The following is a 17,922-nucleotide window of genomic DNA, read 5'->3' as shown; positions in this document are numbered from 1 at the left end:
TTTCCCGGAGAACACTACCCAGCCGGCACTTGTACAGGTTCGTCTCACTGTTAAGGCGGCTTAACAGTGAAATAGTATCGGCAAACGGCGGCCCCGGCGCAGTCTGTGTTCGGCAGCCGATCCCCTTGGTCGGCCAGACCGGGAGGAGCTGAAATGACCGAACCGAAAGCACCCGCACACTTTGATGAACTGGCCGCAGCCGTCGTCATCGAAGGGGTGACACTCCGAGACAAAGACGTTGTCCGCGAAGCGCAGCGATGGACCACCGGCGAACGAGGGCCGATCGTCGAAGACCAAGCGACCCTCGTCGAGGCGGACCTCGGAGATTTCGTTGCCAAGGCGATCACCATTGGTTCTCACGCCCTGTCGGCGACCGGCGACGCCCAGGAATCGCGTGCCCTCAAGCGGATGATCACCGAACTCGGTGAGAGGGCTGCGTCGTCGACGGCAGAGGCCGCTTCGATGACCGACCGCAGCGTGAAAGCCGCGTCGGAGGCCGTCAGCAAGGCTGCCGCGGAAGCGCAGAAGAACCTTCGCGAGGCCGACGAGGCAACTCGCAAGTCACTCTCGGAGGCCATTGCACTGATGCGCCGCGAGACCGAAGCCGAACTCAAACGGCTGTTCGGAGGTACCGACCCGGAGGTCGTCGACCGCTTCGCGCCACTGCTCGAACGTTTTGCCGCGAACCTCGACAAACGAGCCGCCGAGAACACCAGCGAACTGCTCGCCAAGGCGGCCAAACAGTTCGATCCTGCCGACCCGACATCTCCCATGGCCAAGCACACCGCAGACCTCGCCAAGCGTCAGGACGCTCTGACTGCCCAACTCGCAGAACAGCACTCGGCGGTGGCCCGGCGGCTCGACGAGGTGGTCACGGCGCTGAAGGTAGCCGAGGCGAAAGCGTCGGTGAGCAAGGTGTCCCCGATCAAGGGGAGCACCTACGAGGCCGAGATCCATCAGGTTCTCCACCAGGTCGCCGCCGGCCTCGGGGATGAGTACCTCGAAACCGGTGCCGTCGTCGGCTCGGTCGTTCGCTGCAAGAAGGGCGACGGCGTGCTGGTCGTCGACGGCGGAGACGCGCGCGTCGTCGTCGAGGTGACCGACTCGAAGCGGGATCATTGGGGGGCGTACTTCGACGAAGCTGAACGAAACCGGAACGCCACTGCCGCGATCGGCCTGGTCCGGTCCGTGGAACAGAACTGCGGTGAGACGATCCGCGTGCTCGGTCGGCGTCGAATCGTGCTCGCTTTCGACCCGACTGCCGATGACCCCGACCTCATGCGTGCGGTCGTCATGCTCCTGCGGACCGCATCCCTGGCTGCGGCCACCAGGTCGGGCGCGCAGGAGATCAACACCGCGGAGGAGAAGATCACCGCCGCAGTCAAACAACTCGAAAAGATCGACGAGATCAAGAAGTCTGCCGGTGCGATCGCGAACAACGTGCGCAAGATCGAGAGCACCTGCGGGGCTGTCTACTCGGCCATCGACCGACTGCTGGCCGACGCACTGAACGCGCTGGCGGGCGTGGATTCTGACGACTCGGCAATCGCCACCGAACGCGGCGTCGCGTGATGCCGGAGCCTGTCCGACTTCCCGACGCGATGGCGCCTCCGGCCGTTGACTGTTCCGTCAACACAGGGTGGTATCCGCTTCTGGTCCGTCTCCATCGTCAACTCACCGCCGTCACCGACGATTTCACCTACGTGCAGATCAAGGAGAAGTTCGGGGTCCTGCGCTGCTACGTGAACTACGGAGACTCGGTCGACGAATTCACCCGCGGTGTCTGCGAGCTCCTGATCGACGCCAGCGTGGAGGAGTCCAGCACGATCTGCGAACTGTGTGGCCGGCGCGGACGAATCCGAACGGGCATCGCCCGCATCCGTACCGCATGCGAGTGGTGCTTCCGAGGAGTCGACATGCAGTAGGCATCCATCGGCTGTCGGGCGACCAGACGATTGCCTGGTCGGCCCTGTCAATCACGCGGGTGAATTCCGTCCGACACGCACACGTGCGCTGTGTCCGCGGCGTCACCTGGAACCATCGCTACACAAGGAGAATTGAAATGCGCAAGATCATCCGCACGGCTCTCATCGGCGCCGGAGCCATCATCCCCGCGCTCGCACTCGCGGTCCCTGCCGAGGCCGTGATCACCGACCAGTACGACCGCGTGAAGACCGTATTCTGTTCGTCCGAGCGGTACGGCAACGACGTCGAATACGACAACGGCAACCGCCACTACGATCAGCGGGTCCAGCTGTCGGAGCGGAACAACGGACTGTGGTGCGGATCGTCGAGCTTCACCGAGTACAAGGAGTACGGCCAGTACATCTCGGCAGACATCCAGAACGACAACGCGAGCTACGTGTACTGCGCGATCTGGATCAACGGGCAGATCGCTGAACGCGACGAGGACCGCTCCGAGTACGGCGCTTGGGCCATGTGCTGATCGAAGCCTGCTCGACCGGGGCGCCCTTGTCTGGACGTGTAGTCCGTCCGTACCAATTTGAGCCGCGGGCCATCCGTTGAGCGCGCTGTCCGTATCGAGCCGTGGGACGATGCCGTGTCTGTCGGTACTGAGAAAGGGTCGCACATGCGTCGGATCGTGCTGGGAATCATCGGGATCGCCGCTCTGGGTGTGATCACAGGGTGTGCGGAGGAGCAGGCGCCTGCGCCGGAGACGGTGACCGCAACCGTCACCGCCACTCAGGCCACCAGCTCCACGACCGCGGTCTCCACCGGTGCCGCCGCATACTCGTCGGGGACCAGTGCTGAAGCGAGTGCCGACGTCGATGCGATCCGGTCTGTGAAGCTGGAGTTCTACAGCGGGGACAAAGTGGGAGACAAGATGATCCAGCTCAATCGACGCGGCGGTACGAGCTTCCCGGGAGTGAGCTGGACGTCGCGGTCGGAGGACGGCGACCTCGAGTCGGATGACTGTGCGGTGGTGATCGATGTGACCGGTCCAGGCGATGTCGATGAACGGTACCGGAGCGATGAATGCAGCGGCGGGCGGACGTTCAGCCAGATGCCATCGATCACCGTACCGGGCGACTACCGGATCACGGTGTCGGTGACCCCGCCCATTGGTGGACAGCCGATCGTGGCCACCGAGACGATCAAGGTGATCGGAGTCGGACAGTGAGGTGGGACGATTCACCGGTCCGGAGGACAGACCTGCTTGATCTTGCACCGTAGATTTCGTCCAATGCGTGGAGTCTTCGATCCGCGCACTTCGCGCATCGGAAGGGATGACCAATGAGAAAACGATTGACCGCCACGATGGTTGCGAGCGCTGCGGCACTGACACTCGCGGTGGGCGGAGCAAGTGAAGCATCCGCAGCGCCGACCCAGTGCACCAAGGGTGGGGGCTTCACCTACTCAGATGCGTTGTGCAAGGGCGGAAACGGTTCGTACCAGGCATATGCGGTCTGCTTCAACACAGTCAACCCCAAGCTGTTCGGGAAGAAGTTCGTGCAGAGTTCGTGGCAGAAGGCGAGAAGCGGTAAGACGGCCCGAGTGTGGTGTCCCGCGCCGTATGCCGTCGAGAGCCGCGGCATCGGATTGAAGAACTAGGTCCACACCGTCCGCTGACTACGGACCTCAGCCGATGCCGCGCGAAAATGGTTGCTCGACAGCCAGACCCAGCGCACCCTCGGCAAACCTCGAGACCGGACCGACGGCGGTGTCCAGCGCCTCGTCGTAGCCGTCGCGAGCCCGGCCCCACAGGCGGCCCGACGAGCCGTTCGGCGTGACCCCGATCAGGGCGATGAGCTCACCGGTGGTGGGGATGCAGATCGCCCAGACGAATCGTGTCTCCGACTCCCAGTCACGCTGCGCCGCAGCGACGTACGCGGCGGGGTCGTCGACCTCGAGATGAGACAACGCCGGGACGTCGGTGATCCGCTCGTCCGCACGAAGCGCACGCAGATACCACGTTCCGGCGTTGATCTCGACTGGTTGCACAACGTCCCTTCGATGCGCTTGCGCCCACTGTTCCCTGAGGTGCGAGCGAAGTGAGCCACGAAGGGCTGGCGAGATCGTCTCACCAGGCCTTCGTGGCTCGTCGCTATCGCTCCTCGCACCTCAGGCAGCGAGGGAGCGGTGTGTCTTACTTCAGCTCGAGCAGCACCGTGCCCTGGGTGACGGCAGCGCCGGCCTCGATGGTGAGGCCGGTGACGACGCCGTCCTTGTGGGCGGTGACCGGGTTCTCCATCTTCATGGCCTCGAGGACGACGACCAGATCACCGGCGGCGACCTCCTGGCCCTCCTCGACGGCGACCTTGACGACGGTGCCCTGCATCGGAGCTGCCACGGCGTCGCCGGAAACGGCTGCGCCGCCACCCTTTTTACGCGAACGTGCCTTCGGCTTCTTGCGGACGACGCCGTTGGCCGAGCCACCACCGCCACCGAGGGCGAGATCGCCGGGCAGCGACACCTCGACGCGACGGCCGCCGACCTCGACGACGACGTTCTGCCGCGGGGCGGCCTCCTCGTCCTCGATGGGCTCGCCGCCGGTGTACGGCTCGATCGGGTTGTCCCAATCGGTCTCGATCCACTTGGTGTAGACGTCGAACTTCTCGCCGTCGCCGATGAAGGCGGGATTGGAGACGATGTGCCGGTGGAACGGGATGACCGTCGCCAGGCCCTCGACCTCGAACTCGGCCAGTGCACGACGCGAACGCTCCAGCGCCTGCTCACGGGTCTCGCCGGTGACGATCAGCTTGGCCAGCATCGAGTCGAACTGGCCGCCGATGACGTCGCCCTCGACGACGCCGGAGTCGACGCGGACGCCGGGGCCGGTCGGCTCCTTGTAGACCGAGATCGGTCCCGGGGCGGGCAGGAAGTTGCGGCCGGCGTCCTCACCGTTGATGCGGAACTCGAAGGCGTGGCCGCGCGGGGTCGGGTCCTCGGTGATCTCCAGCTTCTCGCCGTTGGCGATGCGGAACTGCTGACGCACGAGGTCGATGCCCGCGGTCTCCTCGGTGACCGGGTGCTCCACCTGCAGGCGGGTGTTGACCTCGAGGAACGAGACCAGCCCGTCGCTGCCGACCAGGAACTCGACCGTGCCGGCGCCGTAGTAGCCGGCCTCGCGGCAGATGGCCTTGGCGGACTCGTGGATCTTGGTGCGCTGCTCGTCGGTCAGGAACGGGGCCGGGGCCTCCTCGACCAGCTTCTGGAATCGACGCTGCAGCGAGCAGTCGCGGGTGCCGGCGACGATGACGTTGCCGTGCTGGTCGGCGATGACCTGGGCCTCTACGTGGCGGGCTTTGTCGAGGTAGCGCTCGACGAAGCACTCGCCGCGACCGAACGCCGCGACGGCCTCGCGGGTGGCCGACTCGAACAGGTGCGGGATCTCCTCGATCGTGTACGCGACCTTCATGCCACGTCCACCGCCGCCGAATGCCGCCTTGATGGCGACCGGCACGCCGTGCTCCTGGGCGAAGGCGACGACCTCGTCGGCGTCCCTCACCGGATCCTTGGTGCCGGGGGCCATCGGTGCGTCGGCCTTGAGCGCGATGTGGCGCGCGGTCACCTTGTCGCCGAGGTCGCGGATCGACTGCGGGGACGGACCGATCCAGATCAGCCCGGCGTCGATGACGGCCTGCGCGAAGTCGCCGTTCTCGGACAGGAAGCCGTAACCGGGGTGGATCGCGTCGGCGCCGGACTTCTTGGCCGCGTCGAGGATCTTGTCGAAGACCAGGTACGACTCCGCCGATGTCTGCCCGCCCAGTGCGAAAGCCTCGTCGGCGAGTTTGACGAACAGTGCGTTCGCGTCGGGCTCGGCGTAGACCGCGACGCTCGCGATGCCTGCATCCCGGGCGGCGCGGATCACGCGGACAGCGATTTCGCCACGGTTGGCGATGAGGACCTTGCTGATTGCGGACGGAGTGTTCGCAGAGGTACTGGGCACTTGTTCTCCTGGGCCTTACTCGTACTCAGGTGCACGACGCGGTAGCGCACGCGACACGTTGGGCGGACGTCGGTCAAGTCTGGCGGCCCGCCGTCACCGGCCGGGATGCGGACGGCGAGGGCGATGCGACACCTTCGCGGTGCAGGTGTCGCGACCTTCCGGGCAATACCCTAGCCCACCGAGCAATCGTTCGGTGGAGCCCTGGGTCACAACGCCGGGGAGAATGTGCTCGCATCACCGAGGCGTCGGACCAGTTCGGCGAAAGCACGCAGGTAGGCGTGGACGGGACCACCTGTCGGGTCGATTGCCCAACCGTCTTCGGAACGGGCCTCGGCGGCGGGAAATGTGACGTTTCCCTCATGTTGTGCACCCGGGGTGTTCGCCGAGGCGGCGACGCCGAGCTCACGCAGTGGCGACTCGCGCGGGAACCGGGCGGAGTACCGCAGCCCCGACGGGGTGCGGTTGATCCAGATGTACACCTCGTCGGGCGAGTAGCTGTGACTGCGGAGGACCTTCGCACGCCCCGCGTCGGCGGCCCCGGCGCCCGGCGCATAGCGCGTGTCGATGAACGAGATGACGAACCGCGGGCCACCCTCGTGCCCGATCAGGTCGGCCACCCGCAGGAACGGCAGCGAAGCGCCCTGACGCCCGTGCTTGAGCGCGGCGGTGGATCGGACGACGGCCTGGTCGAACGTCGGGGAGTCGGACATGTCCAGACAGAAGGGAGCGACCCCGACGAACCAGCCGAGGGAGGTCAGCCAGCGGGCGTCGTCGCGCGTGTGCCGCGGCAGCACACACCGGAACTGCCGATCGCCGGTCAGTTCGTGGTGCACGACGGCGAAGGCCGCCAGCACCCCGGCGGTCAGCGTGCCGCCGGCCTCCGAGCAGATCGCGGTGAACCTGTTGGCCGTCGCGTCGTCGGCGACGACACCCCACAGCGACTCCTGGGGGAGTGCCGCGTCCTTGTCGACATCGTCGGGAGCGGCATCGTCGTGGGTGCGGTGGCCGGTGGCCGGGTCGGCCGTGTGCAGACCGGGCATGTCACCGTTGCCGGCGGCCAGGAACTCCGACCACAGGCCGACGGCCGGATGATCGCGCCCGGTCTGGTCGGCGAGCCGGCGTTCCTCGGCGCTGAAGTCGACATAACTGCCGACCTCGGGCAGATTCGCGCCGCGATGCTCCCGCGCCGCCCGGTACATCGACACCAGCTCCTGCTGGGCCATGATCAGCGAGTACCCGTCGACCAGCGAGTGATCGGCGGCGAAGAGGAGCGTGAACGAGCGTTCGCGTCCGACCGTCGCGAACCGGTAGGCCGGCCAGTGCAGCGGCGCGGTGGCGCGATCGAACGAGCCCGCCAGTTGCTCCACGAGCGGACCCGACTCGGCGTACCAGCCGACCCGGCCCATCTTGAGTTTCACGGTCCCCGGCGCGGTGGTCAGCCGCTGCAGGCCGGACCCCTTGATCACGACGTGACTACGCAGCACCTCGTGCCGGTCGATCCACTGGGTCAGCACCGACCGGATGGCCGGAATCGACAGCGGCTCGTCGAACTCGATGCTCAACCCGAGCCAGGCCTCACGTCCGCCCTCGCGACGCGTGCGGACCCGGTACTCGAACGCCGCCCGCAGATGTTGCTCGTGATTGTGCGAGGTCAGGCGCGAGTCGTAGTCCCAATTGCCCAGTCCGCCAGGCACATACGGCGTCCACTCGACGAGACCGCCGGGCGCGATGGGTTCGTCGCGGATCTGGATGAACTTCATGCCCCGGGGGTGTCGGGCACCTGGGCGCGAACCTGCGCCTTGATGCGGCCCAGCATGCCCGCCATACCCCGCAGGCGCAGCGGACTCACGGCGCTGCCGAGTCCCAGGTCGTAATAGAAATCCGATGGCACGTCGAGGATTTCGCGCGCCGACGCGGTGTCGAGTCCCTGATGCAGGATGGCGGCGAAACCGCGGGTCGTCGGCGCCTCGCGCGGAGCGCTGAAATACAGCCGCACCGACGACGGGTCCGCGGCGTCGACGGACAGGAAGACCGGCGACTGGCACTCGGGTACCGGTTCCATCGCATCCTGCTCGAGATGCGCCGGTATGTCCGGCAATTCGCCGGCGAACTCGAGCAGGAGGGTGACCTTGTCGGAGTCGCCGAGTGCGCCGAAGTCGTCGACGATCTCGGCCAGGGCTGGAGGCAGACTCATCGTGCGGTCGGGTTCACTCGGTGCCGGGAACGGCGCCCGGCTCCTCGCCGACGGCGATCGGCACGCGCACCGCGTTGCCCCACTCGGTCCACGATCCGTCGTAGTTGCGGACCGCGGTGTGCCCCAGCAGATGTGTCAGCACGAACCAGGTGTGGCTCGACCGCTCACCGATGCGGCAGTAGGCGATCGTGGGCGTCTTCGGGTCGAGCCCGGCGTAGATCTCGTCGAGTTCGGCGCGGCTGCGGAAACGGCCGTCGGGGGCGGCGGACTTCGCCCACGGGATCGAGATGGCGGTCGGGATGTGCCCGCCGCGCAGCGCGCCCTCCTCCGGGTAGTCCGGCATGTGCGTGCGCTCGCCGGTGTACTCCTGCGGGGAACGGACGTCGACGAGGGGCTCGGTGCCCAGGGCCTCCAGGACCTGCGGCGCGAACGCGCGGATCTTGGCGTCGTCGCGCTCGACCACCGGGTAGTCCGACCGCGGGTAATCGGGGACGTCGAAGGAGGTGTCACGGTCCTCGGCCATCCAGGCGTCGCGGCCACCGTCGAGCAGGCGGACGTCCTCGTGGCCGAACAAGGTGAAGACCCACAGCGCGTAGGCGGCCCACCAGTTGCTCTTGTCGCCGTAGATCACGACAGTGTCGTCGCGTTCGATTCCCTTGCTGCGCATCAGTTCCGCGAACTGCTCGCCGTTGATGTAGTCGCGAGTGACCGGGTCGTTGAGATGAAGGTGCCAGTCGATCTTCTGAGCGGTCGGGATGTGGCCGATGTCGTAGAGCAGCACATCCTCGTCGGACTCGATGATCTTGAGTCCTTTGGCGCCGAGATGCGCCGACAGCCACTGGGTCGTCACCAGCCGCTCGGGGTGGGCGTAGTCGGCGAAGGCCGGATTCGGGTCGGTGTCAACGCTCACGGTGCTCTCCAGCTCGCTGTTCGGACGTTCCGCGTGGATCACGCGCGGACCATCTGCGGTCCCGCTGATAAAGCGTAGGGCATCGGCCGGAGCGTGCTTCGATCAGACGACAAACCCCAGGTGAAGCGGGTCCCGCCTGCTACGTTCGCCGAATGATCGATCGACGCGGGCCCCTCGCGATGCGGTGGGCGGTCGCTCTGGCCGCCGTGGTGACACTGACCGTCGGAAGCGGATGCGCACTCATCCCGTCCGAGAATTCCGGGGAGTCCCGTCCGTCGTCCGCGTCGACGAGCAGCGCACCGAGTCCGACGCTGTCGCGCTCAGCGGACCCGACCGGCCACGCCGACGCGGCGCAGTGCCGGCCCGACGACTGCCCGAAGTTGCCGACGCCGACCGCGGAACTCATGACCAGCGGGGTCACCCCGGCCAACGTGGACACCGCGGTGCCCGACTACCTGACCACGCTCCTCGACGACCTCGACCAGACATGGGGTGGGTGGTTCGACGAACTGGGCTGGGGCGACCCGGCACCGGGACGGGTGCTGATCGAGTCCGGCACCTCCTTCGCCACGGAGTGCATTGCCGGCGACGAGGATTCGAACCCCGTACCGATCCCGTCCGACGAGGCCAACGCGTTCTTCTGTGGAGTGGACACCGAACCGAACGGAGAGGGCACCCCGACCGAGGGCAGCATCGTGCTCCCGGTCGACACCTTCGCGGCCATCTGGGACGGCAACGTCTTCGGGGTGCCATCGCCGATCGTCGGCGACTTCACCGCGGCGATCGTGGTCGCGCATGAATACGGCCACAACGTCGTGTTCCGGATGGCCGAGGCGTTCGACATCCCCGACAGCCGTCTCCCGGCCGGCAAGAACAGCGAGCTCATCGCCGACTGCCTGGCCGCGAACTGGGGTGCAACCGCCTACCAGCGTGATGCGCTCGGCGCGCGGGAGATCCTGCAGGTCGCGACGCTGCTGCCGATCATCGGCGACACCGGCGGCGCCTCCGGACACGGCTCGGCGCGCGAACGTGCGGTGGCGTTGACGGTCGGACTGACCGGCCCGCAGTTCAACCGCCAGGGTCAGCCGGTCGACTGCATCGAGCGGTACTGGCCGGAGTTCTTCGAGGTGGAGTGACCCTTCGTGACGCGCCCTCCGCAAGCTCCGGGCGCTCCTCAGGGAGCGGAGGGGGTTGATGCGCTCACCGCAAGGAGCCGGGCCGGGCGGTCGCGCCTCAGGGAGCGGGTCGTCGTCAGTGGCGCCAGAAGTCGGTGACCGAGAGCCCGACGTCGGCCAGGAGGGTGCGGACCAGCGGCAGGCCGATACCGATGACCGACGACGGGTCGCCCTCGATGCGCTCGACCAGCCAGCCACCCAGACCGTCGAGGGTGAATGCGCCGGCCACCTGTAGAGGTTCACCGCTGGCGACATACCGCTCGATGACGTGGTCGTCGGCGGCGGCGAAATGGATCGTGGTGGAGCTCGTCCCGCCGGCGGTCGCGGGCCGGTCGAGGCGGATCAGGTGATGGCCGGTCAGCAGGTCCGCGCTACGACCGCCCATCTCCGACCACTGCGCGACGGCGCGTTCGGGGGTGTGCGGTTTGCCGAGCAGCCGGCCGCCTAGATGGAGCATCGAGTCGCAGCCGATGACGGCCACGGCGCTGCCGGACCCGGCGAGTTCGGCGATCTCCGGAAGTGCCGCAACGGCTTCCGCCTTCGCGCGGGCGAGTTCGGCGACCACCACACCGGCCGGTGTGGAATCGGGGATCGCGGCGAGGAGCGCATCCTCGTCGACATCCGACACCCGCACGACCGGCTCGACGCCTGCCGCCCGAAGGATGCGGAGCCGGGCAGGGGAGGCCGAACCGAGTACGAAGATCGGGCCGGGAGTACCCGGCCCGATCTCGGATTCGGATGTCATCGTCAGTAACGCAGGTTGGTGAAGCTTCCCGGACCGCCCCACTGCGGACGCAGCCGGTCGATCGGGTGGCCCCAGTCGTTCCGGGTCTCGGGCTCGGCCGAACCGCCGCCCGAACCGGCACCGGCGAGGACGGTCACCAGCACGGCGAGGTCCTCGTCGGTCGGATTGCCGCCGACGACCGTCAGGAACGGACGCTCGGACTTCGTGGAGTCTTCGCTCACGGAATTCTCGCTCTCGGAACTGACCGCTGGTGTCACAGGGGGATGTTGCCGTGCTTCTTCGGCGGCAGGTTGACCATCTTGCGCTCGAGCAGCTTGAGCGCGGTGGCGATCTGACCGCGGGTGTGGCTCGGCGGGATCACCGCGTCCACGTATCCGCGGGCGGCCGCGACATACGGGTTGACGAGGGTGTCCTCGTACTCCTCCTGCAGCTGCAGACGCAGTGCGTCGACGTCCTCGCCCTTGGCGGCCGCGTCCTTGAGCTGGCTGCGATACACGAACCCGACCGCACCCGAGGCGCCCATGACGGCGATCTGGGCGGTGGGCCACGCCAGGTTCACGTCGGCACCCATGTGCTTGGAGCCCATGACGTCGTACGCGCCGCCGTAGGCCTTCCGGGTGATGACGGTGATCTTGCCGACCGTCGCCTCGCCGTAGGCGTAGAGCAGCTTCGCACCGCGACGGATGATGCCGCGGTACTCCTGATCGGTGCCGGGAAGGAAGCCCGGGACGTCGACCAGGGTGACGATGGGGATGTTGAAGGCGTCGCAGGTGCGCACGAACCGGGCGGCCTTCTCCGAGGCGTCGATGTCGAGGCAGCCGGCGAACTGCGTCGGCTGGTTGGCGACGATGCCGACGCTGCGGCCGTCCACCCGGCCGTAGCCGATGATGATGTTCGTCGCGTACTCGGCCTGCACCTCGAGGAACTCGTCGTCGTCGAGGATGCGACGGATGACCTCGTGCATGTCATAGGGTTGGTTCGGCGAATCCGGGATCAGGGTGTCGAGCTCGAGGTCTTCTTCGGTGAGGGTGTCCTCGATGGAACCGGCGGCCGGCTGCGCGACGGGCAGACGCGGGGCATCGGCGCGGTTGTTGCTCGGCAGGTAGCTCAGGAGTTCCTTGACGTACTCCAGGGCGTCCTCTTCGTCGGAGGCGACATAGTGCGCGGTGCCCGACTTCGACATGTGCGTGTGCGCACCGCCGAGCTCCTCCATCGTCACCTCTTCACCGGTGACCGTCTTGATGACGTCCGGACCGGTGATGAACATCTGGCTGGTCTGGTCGACCATGACCACGAAGTCGGTGAGCGCGGGGGAGTACACGTGACCGCCGGCCGCGGCGCCCATGATCAGCGAGATCTGCGGGATGACACCGGAAGCACGCACGTTGCGGTGGAAGATCTCGCCGTAGAGGCCGAGCGAGACCACGCCCTCCTGGATGCGGGCGCCGGCGCCGTCGTTGATGCCGATCAGGGGGCGACCGGTCTTGATCGCGAGGTCCATGACCTTGACGATCTTCTCGCCGTAGACCTCGCCGAGACTGCCGCCGAAGACGGTCGAATCCTGCGAGAAGACGCAGACCTCGCGACCGTCGATGGTGCCGTAACCCGAGACGACGCCGTCACCGAGCGGGCGGCGCTCGGCGAGTCCGAAGTTGGTGCTGCGGTGCCGGGCGAGGGCGTCGAGTTCGACGAAGGACCCCTCGTCGAGCAGGTGGGTGATCCGTTCCCGCGCGGTGAGCTTGCCCTTGGCGTGGGTCTTCTCGACGGCGGCCTCACCCACCGGATGCTTGGTCTCCTCGAGACGATTGCGCAGATCGGCGAGCTTTCCCGCCGTCGTGTGGATGTCGGGAGCGGCGGCGTCGTCGCGCGAAGCAGTGGTCATGACTGACGATGCTAACTACCCGAGTGTGAGCCACGTCAACCGGATCAACGTGAGATATCCCTCAGGTTTACGAGCGATCGGTCGGTGGGCCGGCGGGTCGACCGTGAAACCGGTGGTATCCGTTCGTGCAAAGGCGGCGGCCAGTAGTTTCGTCAGGTATGAGTCTCGACGCCGATCTGCTCCGCACCCGTCTCACCGGCACCCGCTGGCACCGGATCGAGGTGGTCGAGGCGACCGGTTCGACCAATGCGGACCTCGTCTCGCGCGCCTCCGGCGAATCCGTCGGGGGCATCGTGCGGATCACCACCGACCAGACCGCCGGACGTGGCCGCCACGCCCGCACCTGGACCGCGCCGGCCGGCACGCAGCTGGCCATGTCGGCCGCGCTCGACGTCGCCGACCACACCGAGGACCTGGGCTGGCTGTCGCTGCTGGCCGGACTCGCCGCCGTGCAGGGTGTCGACGACGCGATGGGGATCCGTCCGACGCTCAAATGGCCGAACGACGTGCTCATCGACGGCAAGAAGGTCGCGGGCATCCTCTCGGAATACACCCGCAGCGAGCATGCCGCAGGGGGCCCGGGAGGCGTGGCGGTGATCGGCACCGGGCTCAACACCACGATGGCGGAGGAGCAGCTGCCGGTCCCGACCGCCACCTCGCTCCGGCTCGCCACCGGCCGCGACGTCCCCCTGACCGAGCTCGCCGCGTCGTACCTGCGGGCGCTCTCCGAGCTGCTCGACCTGTGGCCGCACGACCTGGACGGGCTCGCGGCGCGGTACCGCGACGACAGCGACACCATCGGCCGTCGCGTACGGCTGGTCCTGCCCGGCGATCGTGAGGTCGTCGGCACCGCGACCGGTGTCGACTCCTCCGGCCGGATCGTCGTCGACGCCGACGGTGAGCAGGTGGTGGCCGCCGCGGGGGACGTCACCCACCTGCGGCCGGAGTGACTACTAGCGCTGGACGCTCTTGCCGGCCATCGCCGGGATGATCGTCAGCGAGGGCAGACCGATCACCAGGTGCACGATCGCGGTCTCGATGCCCACCGAGATCTGGTTGTAGGTCAGGATCGGGATCAGCACGGCTGCCACCAGCAGCAGGCCGACGATCCACCGGTAGAACTGATCGGGTGACGGCGTGATGAGGTGCAGCACGTACCAGAGCGCACCCGCGGCGAGCGCGCACAGGAAGCCGACGACGCCGAACCAGAGCTCGCTGGCGGCGACCGGGTTCCACACGCCGAACTTGCCCGACTCGTTCACCTTCTCCACGAATGCGGAGATGATCCAGGCGACGAGCCATGCCGCGAGACCGGTCACCACGCCGGTCATGACCACACCGCCGGCGAACGTGACGGGGTTGATGTCCGGGCCACGACGGGGCTTGGCGGGTTGGCCGGGCCGGCCGTAGGCGCCCTGGCCCCCGTACGGATCCCCCGCATAGGGATCGGCCGCGTATGGATCGCGCGCATACGGGTCGTTCTGGCTGCTGTAGGCACGCGACTCGGGTGTGTAACCGGACTCGTAGCGCGCGGTCCGCGGGGCGCGGGGATCCTGGTAGCTCATGGCGTTCTCCTCCCCGACCGGTCGTGGGAGCCGATGGTCGGATCTGGTGTCGGTCGGATCTGGTGTCAGGGCCCTGGCATGCTCACGGCACGAGGACGGCGGTCGGCGTGATTGGCAGTCTACTGCGGCACCCGGCCGTTTATGCTGAGCCGCATGGCCTATCCGCGGGAGAACCTGGCGTCGGGGGAACGCGTCGTCCTCCATCGGCACCCGCACTGGAAATGCCTGCTCGGGCCGTTCCTGTTGTTCGGGCTCCTCACCGCCGCCGCCGGCGTACTCCTCGGCGTCATCACGTCGTCGGGGTTGCGGTCGACACCGCAGACCGTGCTGCTCATCGCGGTCGCGGCGGTCTGGGCCATCGGCTTCTGCTGGTACTTCGTCCGCCCGCTGATGTCCTGGAAGACAACGCATTTCGTGCTCACCGACCGGCGGGTGATGTTCCGCAACGGAATCATCACCCGGTCGGGCATCGACATCCCGATCCGCCGGATCAACACCGTCGAGTTCCGGCACGGCCTCGTCGACCGGATGCTGCGCACCGGCACGCTGGTCATCGAGTCGGCCTCCGACGAACCGCTGTCCTTCGACGACATCCCGCAGGTGGAGAGGGTGCACGCGCTGCTGTACCACGAGGTGCTCGACGTCCACGACGACGAAGATCATCCGTGGGACGGACACCGGCGAGACTCCTACGACCAGCCCGCCGACGGTCCCGTGCACCCCGGTGACCGGGCGGAGAACCGGGGGGTCCGCGACCGATGACGACCGTGCTGCTCGCCGAGGACGACGCCGCGATCGCCGAACCGCTCGCGCGGGCGCTGTCGCGTGAGGGTTACGGCTGCGAGGTGGTCTCGACCGGGGCGGATGCCCTGGAGAAGGCCCTCGATACCCGCTTTGAACTGCTGATCCTCGACCTCGGGCTACCGGTGCTCGACGGTCTGGAGGTGTGCCGGCGGGTACGGGCCCAGCGACCCGCGCTCGCGGTGCTGATGCTGACCGCACGCACCGACGAGGTGGATTTCGTGGTCGGCCTCGACGCCGGCGCGGACGACTACGTCGGCAAGCCGTTCCGCCTGGCCGAGCTGCTGGCGCGGGTGCGTGCCCTCCTGCGGCGTCGCCAGCCCGGCGACGTCGTCCTCGAGGGCGGTGCCCTGCGCCTGGACGCGCGGGCACGCCGCGTCCTGGTGAACGGACACGATCTCACCCTGGCCAACCGCGAGTTCGACCTGCTGCGCTTCCTCATGGAACGCGCGGGCGAGGTGGTGACGCGCGAGGAGATCCTCACCGAGGTGTGGGGTTCGGCCGACCTGCGGTCGTCGAAGACCCTGGACATGCACATCTCGTGGCTGCGCCGGAAGATCGGCGACGACCGCCACGACCGTCCCCGCCACATCGTGACCGTGCGCGGCGTCGGCTTCCGGTTCGACCCCTAGTCGTCTCATGCGCCGTCGCCTGCTCACGACCATGATCGCCGTCCTGCTGGCGGTCGGTGGGCTGCTGGGCATCCCGCTGAGTGTCGTCGCGTGGTGGTGGGTCGCCGACAACGCGCACCAGGACCTCGACAACCGGCTGAAGGTCATCGCAGACCAGCTGATCCGGCAGGAGGGGGCCGACGGCCGGATCCCGCCGGAGTCCCTCGACCGTGAGGCGTTCCAGCTGCTGCTGCCGCCGAACGGCAGCCTGATCGTCACCTTCCCCGACCCCACCGGCACCCTGCAGCGCACGGTGGTCGGGGCGGACATCAGCGAGCCCCGGCTCTCGGAGTCCATCTCGCTCGGCGCAGCCGGGACGCTGACCCTGTCCATCCCGCGCGACGAGGTCCGCAACGACCAGTTCACCGCCGCGTCGATCGTGGCCGTCATCGTCGTCGCGTCCGTCATCGGCGGCACGCTGGTCGCCGCGGTCACCGCGGGTCGGATCGTCGATCCGCTGACCGATCTCGCCGATCGGGCCGCGACCATGGGCCGGGGCGACTTCCGGACCCAGTGGAAGATGTACGGCATCGCCGAACTCGATCGGGTGTCGCGTGCACTGGCCGACGCGAACGCCGAACTCGCCCTGCGCCTCGAGCGCGAGCGAGAGGTCGCCGGTGACGCCTCCCATCAGCTGCGCAGCCGCCTCACCGCGATCCAGCTACGCCTGGAGGAACTCTCCCTGCACGATGACCCCGCGGTCGTCACCGAGGCCGAGGCCGCCCTCGATCAGATCGAGCGGCTCGCCGCCGAACTCGACGAGCTGGTCGAGGCGTCCCGGGCCGACGAACCCGCGCCCGAGTTCGTCGACGTGTCGGACATGCTGACGACGCTGGTCGGGGATTTCCGGCACGCCTTCGAGGCGAGGGGCCGCGAACTGCTGGCGACCTTCGACGGCGTCCCGCACGCGCTGACCGCGAACCCGGGTCGTCTCCGGGAGGCGGTCAGTGTGCTGGTCGACAATGCCCTGCAGCACGGCCGCGGGACCTGCCGGATCCACGTCGGCACCCTGCCCGCGGGGGACCTGGTGCGCATCACCGTCGCCGACGAGGGTGACGGGGTCGCCGACGAGATCGCCGCACACATCTTCCGTCGGGGTTTCTCGGCCGGCCGACGGCCCGGCGCGGGCCGGAGCGGGGTCGGCCTGTCACTCGCGCGGGCACTGATCGAATCCGACGGTGGCCGACTCGAACTGACCGTCCGGCGACCGCCGGTGTTCGCGATCGTCGTGCCCGCGCGGCTGGTCACCGGACGCGATCAGCTCGGCACCGACCGGGGCGACTCCGAACTCGCCGACGAGATCGACGAGAACTCTGGTCGGCCCCCGCGATCGGGCGTCAGGCGTGACCGAGTTCCTCATCGTTGAGCTCGGCGAGCGAGGGGTGCAGGTCGGTCGATCCGGCGTCCCCGCCGCGCAACTGTTCTTCGGGGAAGGCGAACTTGCGCAGTGCCCAGAACCGGAACGCCATCTGCATGAGGTTGCCGATGATGTAGCCGAGCACGAAGTCGATGACCACGATCTCGGACACGCTCAGGTTGGAGCGCATGTCGAAGATGTTGTTGGCGACGAACAGTGGAGCGGCCTGGAGGATGACGCCGATACCGCTGATGGCGAAGAACAGCATCGCCTCGTGGTGACGTTCGCGGCCGCCGCGGTTCTTGAACGCCCACTCGCGATTGAGGATGTAGCTCAGGATGGTGGCCAGGACGCCGCCGATGACCTTGGCGATGACCGGCTTGGTCTCCAGGACCGTGAGGCTCAGGCTGTAGAAGATGGCGAGGTCGAAGACGAAGGTGGTCCCGCCGACCATCGCGAACTTGATCAGTTCGTGGTGCCGCATCACGAGCCGACGGACCGGCGCTGGGAGGCGGGCGATCATCTCGTCGATCAATGGCACAAGATCCGAGTGTACGAAACGAAACCGCCGGGACACGTGCCGGGCGGTTGTGCGAATGATGCCGCATACATGCCACGATGGTGCGCGTGAATTCACGCGAGCAGGTCGGCGGGGCCGTGTCCCCGTCGTCGCAGGTGCCGCCGGTCCCTGAATCGGGGCGCCCGGGCGGC

General features: G+C 67.7%; 20 protein-coding genes. 10 read left to right on the top strand and 10 right to left on the bottom strand.

Annotated features, from left to right (window positions below; translation table 11 throughout):
- Positions 1 to 153: 153 nt before the first annotated feature.
- From KB201_RS00575 to KB201_RS00555, 5 genes are all read left to right on the top strand, one after another.
- Entirely contained in the window at positions 154 to 1,572 is a 1,419-nt protein-coding gene (locus KB201_RS00575) for a Fis family transcriptional regulator (protein ID WP_211538129.1), read from the top strand.
- Entirely contained in the window at positions 1,572 to 1,925 is a 354-nt protein-coding gene (locus KB201_RS00570; RefSeq protein ID WP_211538127.1) for a hypothetical protein, read from the top strand. Before KB201_RS00575 ends, KB201_RS00570 begins: the two co-directional genes overlap by 1 nt.
- 137 nt (positions 1,926 to 2,062) lie before the next feature.
- Positions 2,063 to 2,446: a hypothetical protein gene (locus tag KB201_RS00565; RefSeq protein WP_211538125.1), complete on the top strand. Its 384-nt coding sequence runs from the start codon at positions 2,063 to 2,065 to the stop codon at positions 2,444 to 2,446.
- A 144-nt stretch (positions 2,447 to 2,590) separates the two neighbouring features.
- A complete protein-coding gene (locus KB201_RS00560; RefSeq protein ID WP_065632781.1) occupies positions 2,591 to 3,142 on the top strand; it encodes a hypothetical protein in 552 nt (183 codons plus the stop codon).
- 113 nt (positions 3,143 to 3,255) lie between these two features.
- Complete coding sequence (locus tag KB201_RS00555; protein ID WP_249144933.1) at positions 3,256 to 3,573, top strand: hypothetical protein; 318 nt, start codon at positions 3,256 to 3,258, stop codon at positions 3,571 to 3,573.
- Between the two features lie 27 nt (positions 3,574 to 3,600).
- Here KB201_RS00555 and KB201_RS00550 read toward each other — a convergent pair whose 3' ends face one another.
- From KB201_RS00550 to KB201_RS00530, 5 genes are all read right to left on the bottom strand, one after another.
- Positions 3,601 to 3,963, bottom strand: coding sequence for a GNAT family N-acetyltransferase (locus tag KB201_RS00550; protein WP_211538123.1), 363 nt, complete (start codon positions 3,961 to 3,963; stop codon positions 3,601 to 3,603).
- 145 nt (positions 3,964 to 4,108) lie between these two features.
- Positions 4,109 to 5,911, bottom strand: a complete 1,803-nt coding sequence (locus tag KB201_RS00545) for an acetyl/propionyl/methylcrotonyl-CoA carboxylase subunit alpha (RefSeq protein WP_211538122.1) — start codon at positions 5,909 to 5,911, stop codon at positions 4,109 to 4,111.
- A 206-nt stretch (positions 5,912 to 6,117) separates the two neighbouring features.
- Complete coding sequence (locus KB201_RS00540) at positions 6,118 to 7,671, bottom strand: condensation domain-containing protein (protein ID WP_211538121.1); 1,554 nt, start codon at positions 7,669 to 7,671, stop codon at positions 6,118 to 6,120.
- Complete coding sequence (locus KB201_RS00535; RefSeq protein ID WP_058252692.1) at positions 7,668 to 8,105, bottom strand: SufE family protein; 438 nt, start codon at positions 8,103 to 8,105, stop codon at positions 7,668 to 7,670. The genes KB201_RS00540 and KB201_RS00535 overlap by 4 nt, the downstream gene beginning before the upstream one ends.
- Before the next feature lie 13 nt (positions 8,106 to 8,118).
- Positions 8,119 to 9,015 carry a sulfurtransferase gene (locus KB201_RS00530; protein ID WP_055475116.1) on the bottom strand — a complete coding sequence of 299 codons (897 nt, stop codon included), beginning with the start codon at positions 9,013 to 9,015 and terminating at the stop codon, positions 8,119 to 8,121.
- 152 nt (positions 9,016 to 9,167) lie between these two features.
- On the opposite strand from KB201_RS00530, the gene KB201_RS00525 reads away from it, so the two are divergent.
- Complete coding sequence (locus tag KB201_RS00525; protein WP_249144932.1) at positions 9,168 to 10,151, top strand: metalloprotease; 984 nt, start codon at positions 9,168 to 9,170, stop codon at positions 10,149 to 10,151.
- A gap of 115 nt (positions 10,152 to 10,266) precedes the next feature.
- Here KB201_RS00525 and KB201_RS00520 read toward each other — a convergent pair whose 3' ends face one another.
- From KB201_RS00520 to KB201_RS00510, 3 genes are read right to left on the bottom strand one after another with little or no spacing between them, the layout of a single operon-like run.
- Positions 10,267 to 10,935 carry a nucleoside triphosphate pyrophosphatase gene (locus KB201_RS00520; protein ID WP_211538119.1) on the bottom strand — a complete coding sequence of 223 codons (669 nt, stop codon included), beginning with the start codon at positions 10,933 to 10,935 and terminating at the stop codon, positions 10,267 to 10,269.
- 2 nt (positions 10,936 to 10,937) lie between these two features.
- A complete protein-coding gene (locus KB201_RS00515) occupies positions 10,938 to 11,156 on the bottom strand; it encodes an acyl-CoA carboxylase subunit epsilon (protein ID WP_171011626.1) in 219 nt (72 codons plus the stop codon).
- A gap of 32 nt (positions 11,157 to 11,188) precedes the next feature.
- Complete coding sequence (locus tag KB201_RS00510) at positions 11,189 to 12,817, bottom strand: acyl-CoA carboxylase subunit beta (protein ID WP_055475049.1); 1,629 nt, start codon at positions 12,815 to 12,817, stop codon at positions 11,189 to 11,191.
- A 158-nt stretch (positions 12,818 to 12,975) separates the two neighbouring features.
- Between KB201_RS00510 and KB201_RS00505 the strand changes: the two genes are divergently transcribed.
- A complete protein-coding gene (locus tag KB201_RS00505) occupies positions 12,976 to 13,767 on the top strand; it encodes a biotin--[acetyl-CoA-carboxylase] ligase (RefSeq protein WP_211538117.1) in 792 nt (263 codons plus the stop codon).
- Between the two features lie 3 nt (positions 13,768 to 13,770).
- Here the strand turns inward: KB201_RS00505 and KB201_RS00500 are convergent, their stop codons facing one another.
- Entirely contained in the window at positions 13,771 to 14,382 is a 612-nt protein-coding gene (locus KB201_RS00500) for a hypothetical protein (RefSeq protein ID WP_211538116.1), read from the bottom strand.
- Positions 14,383 to 14,523: 141 nt separating this feature from the next.
- On the opposite strand from KB201_RS00500, the gene KB201_RS00495 reads away from it, so the two are divergent.
- Genes KB201_RS00495 through KB201_RS00485 form a run of 3 tightly spaced genes read left to right on the top strand, consistent with a single transcriptional unit; the run spans position 14,524 to position 17,220 of the window.
- Positions 14,524 to 15,144 carry a PH domain-containing protein gene (locus KB201_RS00495; protein WP_211538115.1) on the top strand — a complete coding sequence of 207 codons (621 nt, stop codon included), beginning with the start codon at positions 14,524 to 14,526 and terminating at the stop codon, positions 15,142 to 15,144.
- Positions 15,141 to 15,815: a response regulator transcription factor gene (locus tag KB201_RS00490; protein WP_159370539.1), complete on the top strand. Its 675-nt coding sequence runs from the start codon at positions 15,141 to 15,143 to the stop codon at positions 15,813 to 15,815. Before KB201_RS00495 ends, KB201_RS00490 begins: the two co-directional genes overlap by 4 nt.
- A 7-nt stretch (positions 15,816 to 15,822) precedes the next feature.
- Positions 15,823 to 17,220: a HAMP domain-containing sensor histidine kinase gene (locus KB201_RS00485; protein WP_058252699.1), complete on the top strand. Its 1,398-nt coding sequence runs from the start codon at positions 15,823 to 15,825 to the stop codon at positions 17,218 to 17,220.
- Here KB201_RS00485 and KB201_RS00480 read toward each other — a convergent pair.
- Entirely contained in the window at positions 17,192 to 17,752 is a 561-nt protein-coding gene (locus KB201_RS00480) for a GtrA family protein (protein WP_197414684.1), read from the bottom strand. The two genes, KB201_RS00485 and KB201_RS00480, sit on opposite strands and share 29 nt — an antisense overlap.
- Between the last annotated feature and the right edge of the window lie 170 nt (positions 17,753 to 17,922).

The organism is Gordonia sp. SCSIO 19800 (genome assembly GCF_018132775.1).
Classification (GTDB): Bacteria; Actinomycetota; Actinomycetes; order Mycobacteriales; family Mycobacteriaceae; genus Gordonia; species Gordonia hongkongensis.
This window is presented reverse-complemented; position numbering and strand designations above follow the sequence as displayed.

What these genes read in the sequence shown, in the direction of transcription:
- KB201_RS00575 (WP_211538129.1), top strand. Translation starts at nt 154, where the DNA reads ATGACCGAACCGAAAGCACCCGCACACTTTGATGAACTGGCCGCAGCC.
- KB201_RS00570 (WP_211538127.1), top strand. Translation starts at nt 1,572, where the DNA reads ATGCCGGAGCCTGTCCGACTTCCCGACGCGATGGCGCCTCCGGCCGTT.
- KB201_RS00565 (WP_211538125.1), top strand. Translation starts at nt 2,063, where the DNA reads ATGCGCAAGATCATCCGCACGGCTCTCATCGGCGCCGGAGCCATCATC.
- KB201_RS00560 (WP_065632781.1), top strand. Translation starts at nt 2,591, where the DNA reads ATGCGTCGGATCGTGCTGGGAATCATCGGGATCGCCGCTCTGGGTGTG.
- KB201_RS00555 (WP_249144933.1), top strand. Translation starts at nt 3,256, where the DNA reads ATGAGAAAACGATTGACCGCCACGATGGTTGCGAGCGCTGCGGCACTG.
- KB201_RS00540 (WP_211538121.1), bottom strand. Translation starts at nt 7,671, where the DNA reads ATGAAGTTCATCCAGATCCGCGACGAACCCATCGCGCCCGGCGGTCTC.
- KB201_RS00535 (WP_058252692.1), bottom strand. Translation starts at nt 8,105, where the DNA reads ATGAGTCTGCCTCCAGCCCTGGCCGAGATCGTCGACGACTTCGGCGCA.
- KB201_RS00525 (WP_249144932.1), top strand. Translation starts at nt 9,168, where the DNA reads ATGATCGATCGACGCGGGCCCCTCGCGATGCGGTGGGCGGTCGCTCTG.
- KB201_RS00520 (WP_211538119.1), bottom strand. Translation starts at nt 10,935, where the DNA reads ATGACATCCGAATCCGAGATCGGGCCGGGTACTCCCGGCCCGATCTTC.
- KB201_RS00510 (WP_055475049.1), bottom strand. Translation starts at nt 12,817, where the DNA reads ATGACCACTGCTTCGCGCGACGACGCCGCCGCTCCCGACATCCACACG.
- KB201_RS00505 (WP_211538117.1), top strand. Translation starts at nt 12,976, where the DNA reads ATGAGTCTCGACGCCGATCTGCTCCGCACCCGTCTCACCGGCACCCGC.
- KB201_RS00500 (WP_211538116.1), bottom strand. Translation starts at nt 14,382, where the DNA reads ATGAGCTACCAGGATCCCCGCGCCCCGCGGACCGCGCGCTACGAGTCC.
- KB201_RS00495 (WP_211538115.1), top strand. Translation starts at nt 14,524, where the DNA reads ATGCTGAGCCGCATGGCCTATCCGCGGGAGAACCTGGCGTCGGGGGAA.
- KB201_RS00490 (WP_159370539.1), top strand. Translation starts at nt 15,141, where the DNA reads ATGACGACCGTGCTGCTCGCCGAGGACGACGCCGCGATCGCCGAACCG.
- KB201_RS00485 (WP_058252699.1), top strand. Translation starts at nt 15,823, where the DNA reads ATGCGCCGTCGCCTGCTCACGACCATGATCGCCGTCCTGCTGGCGGTC.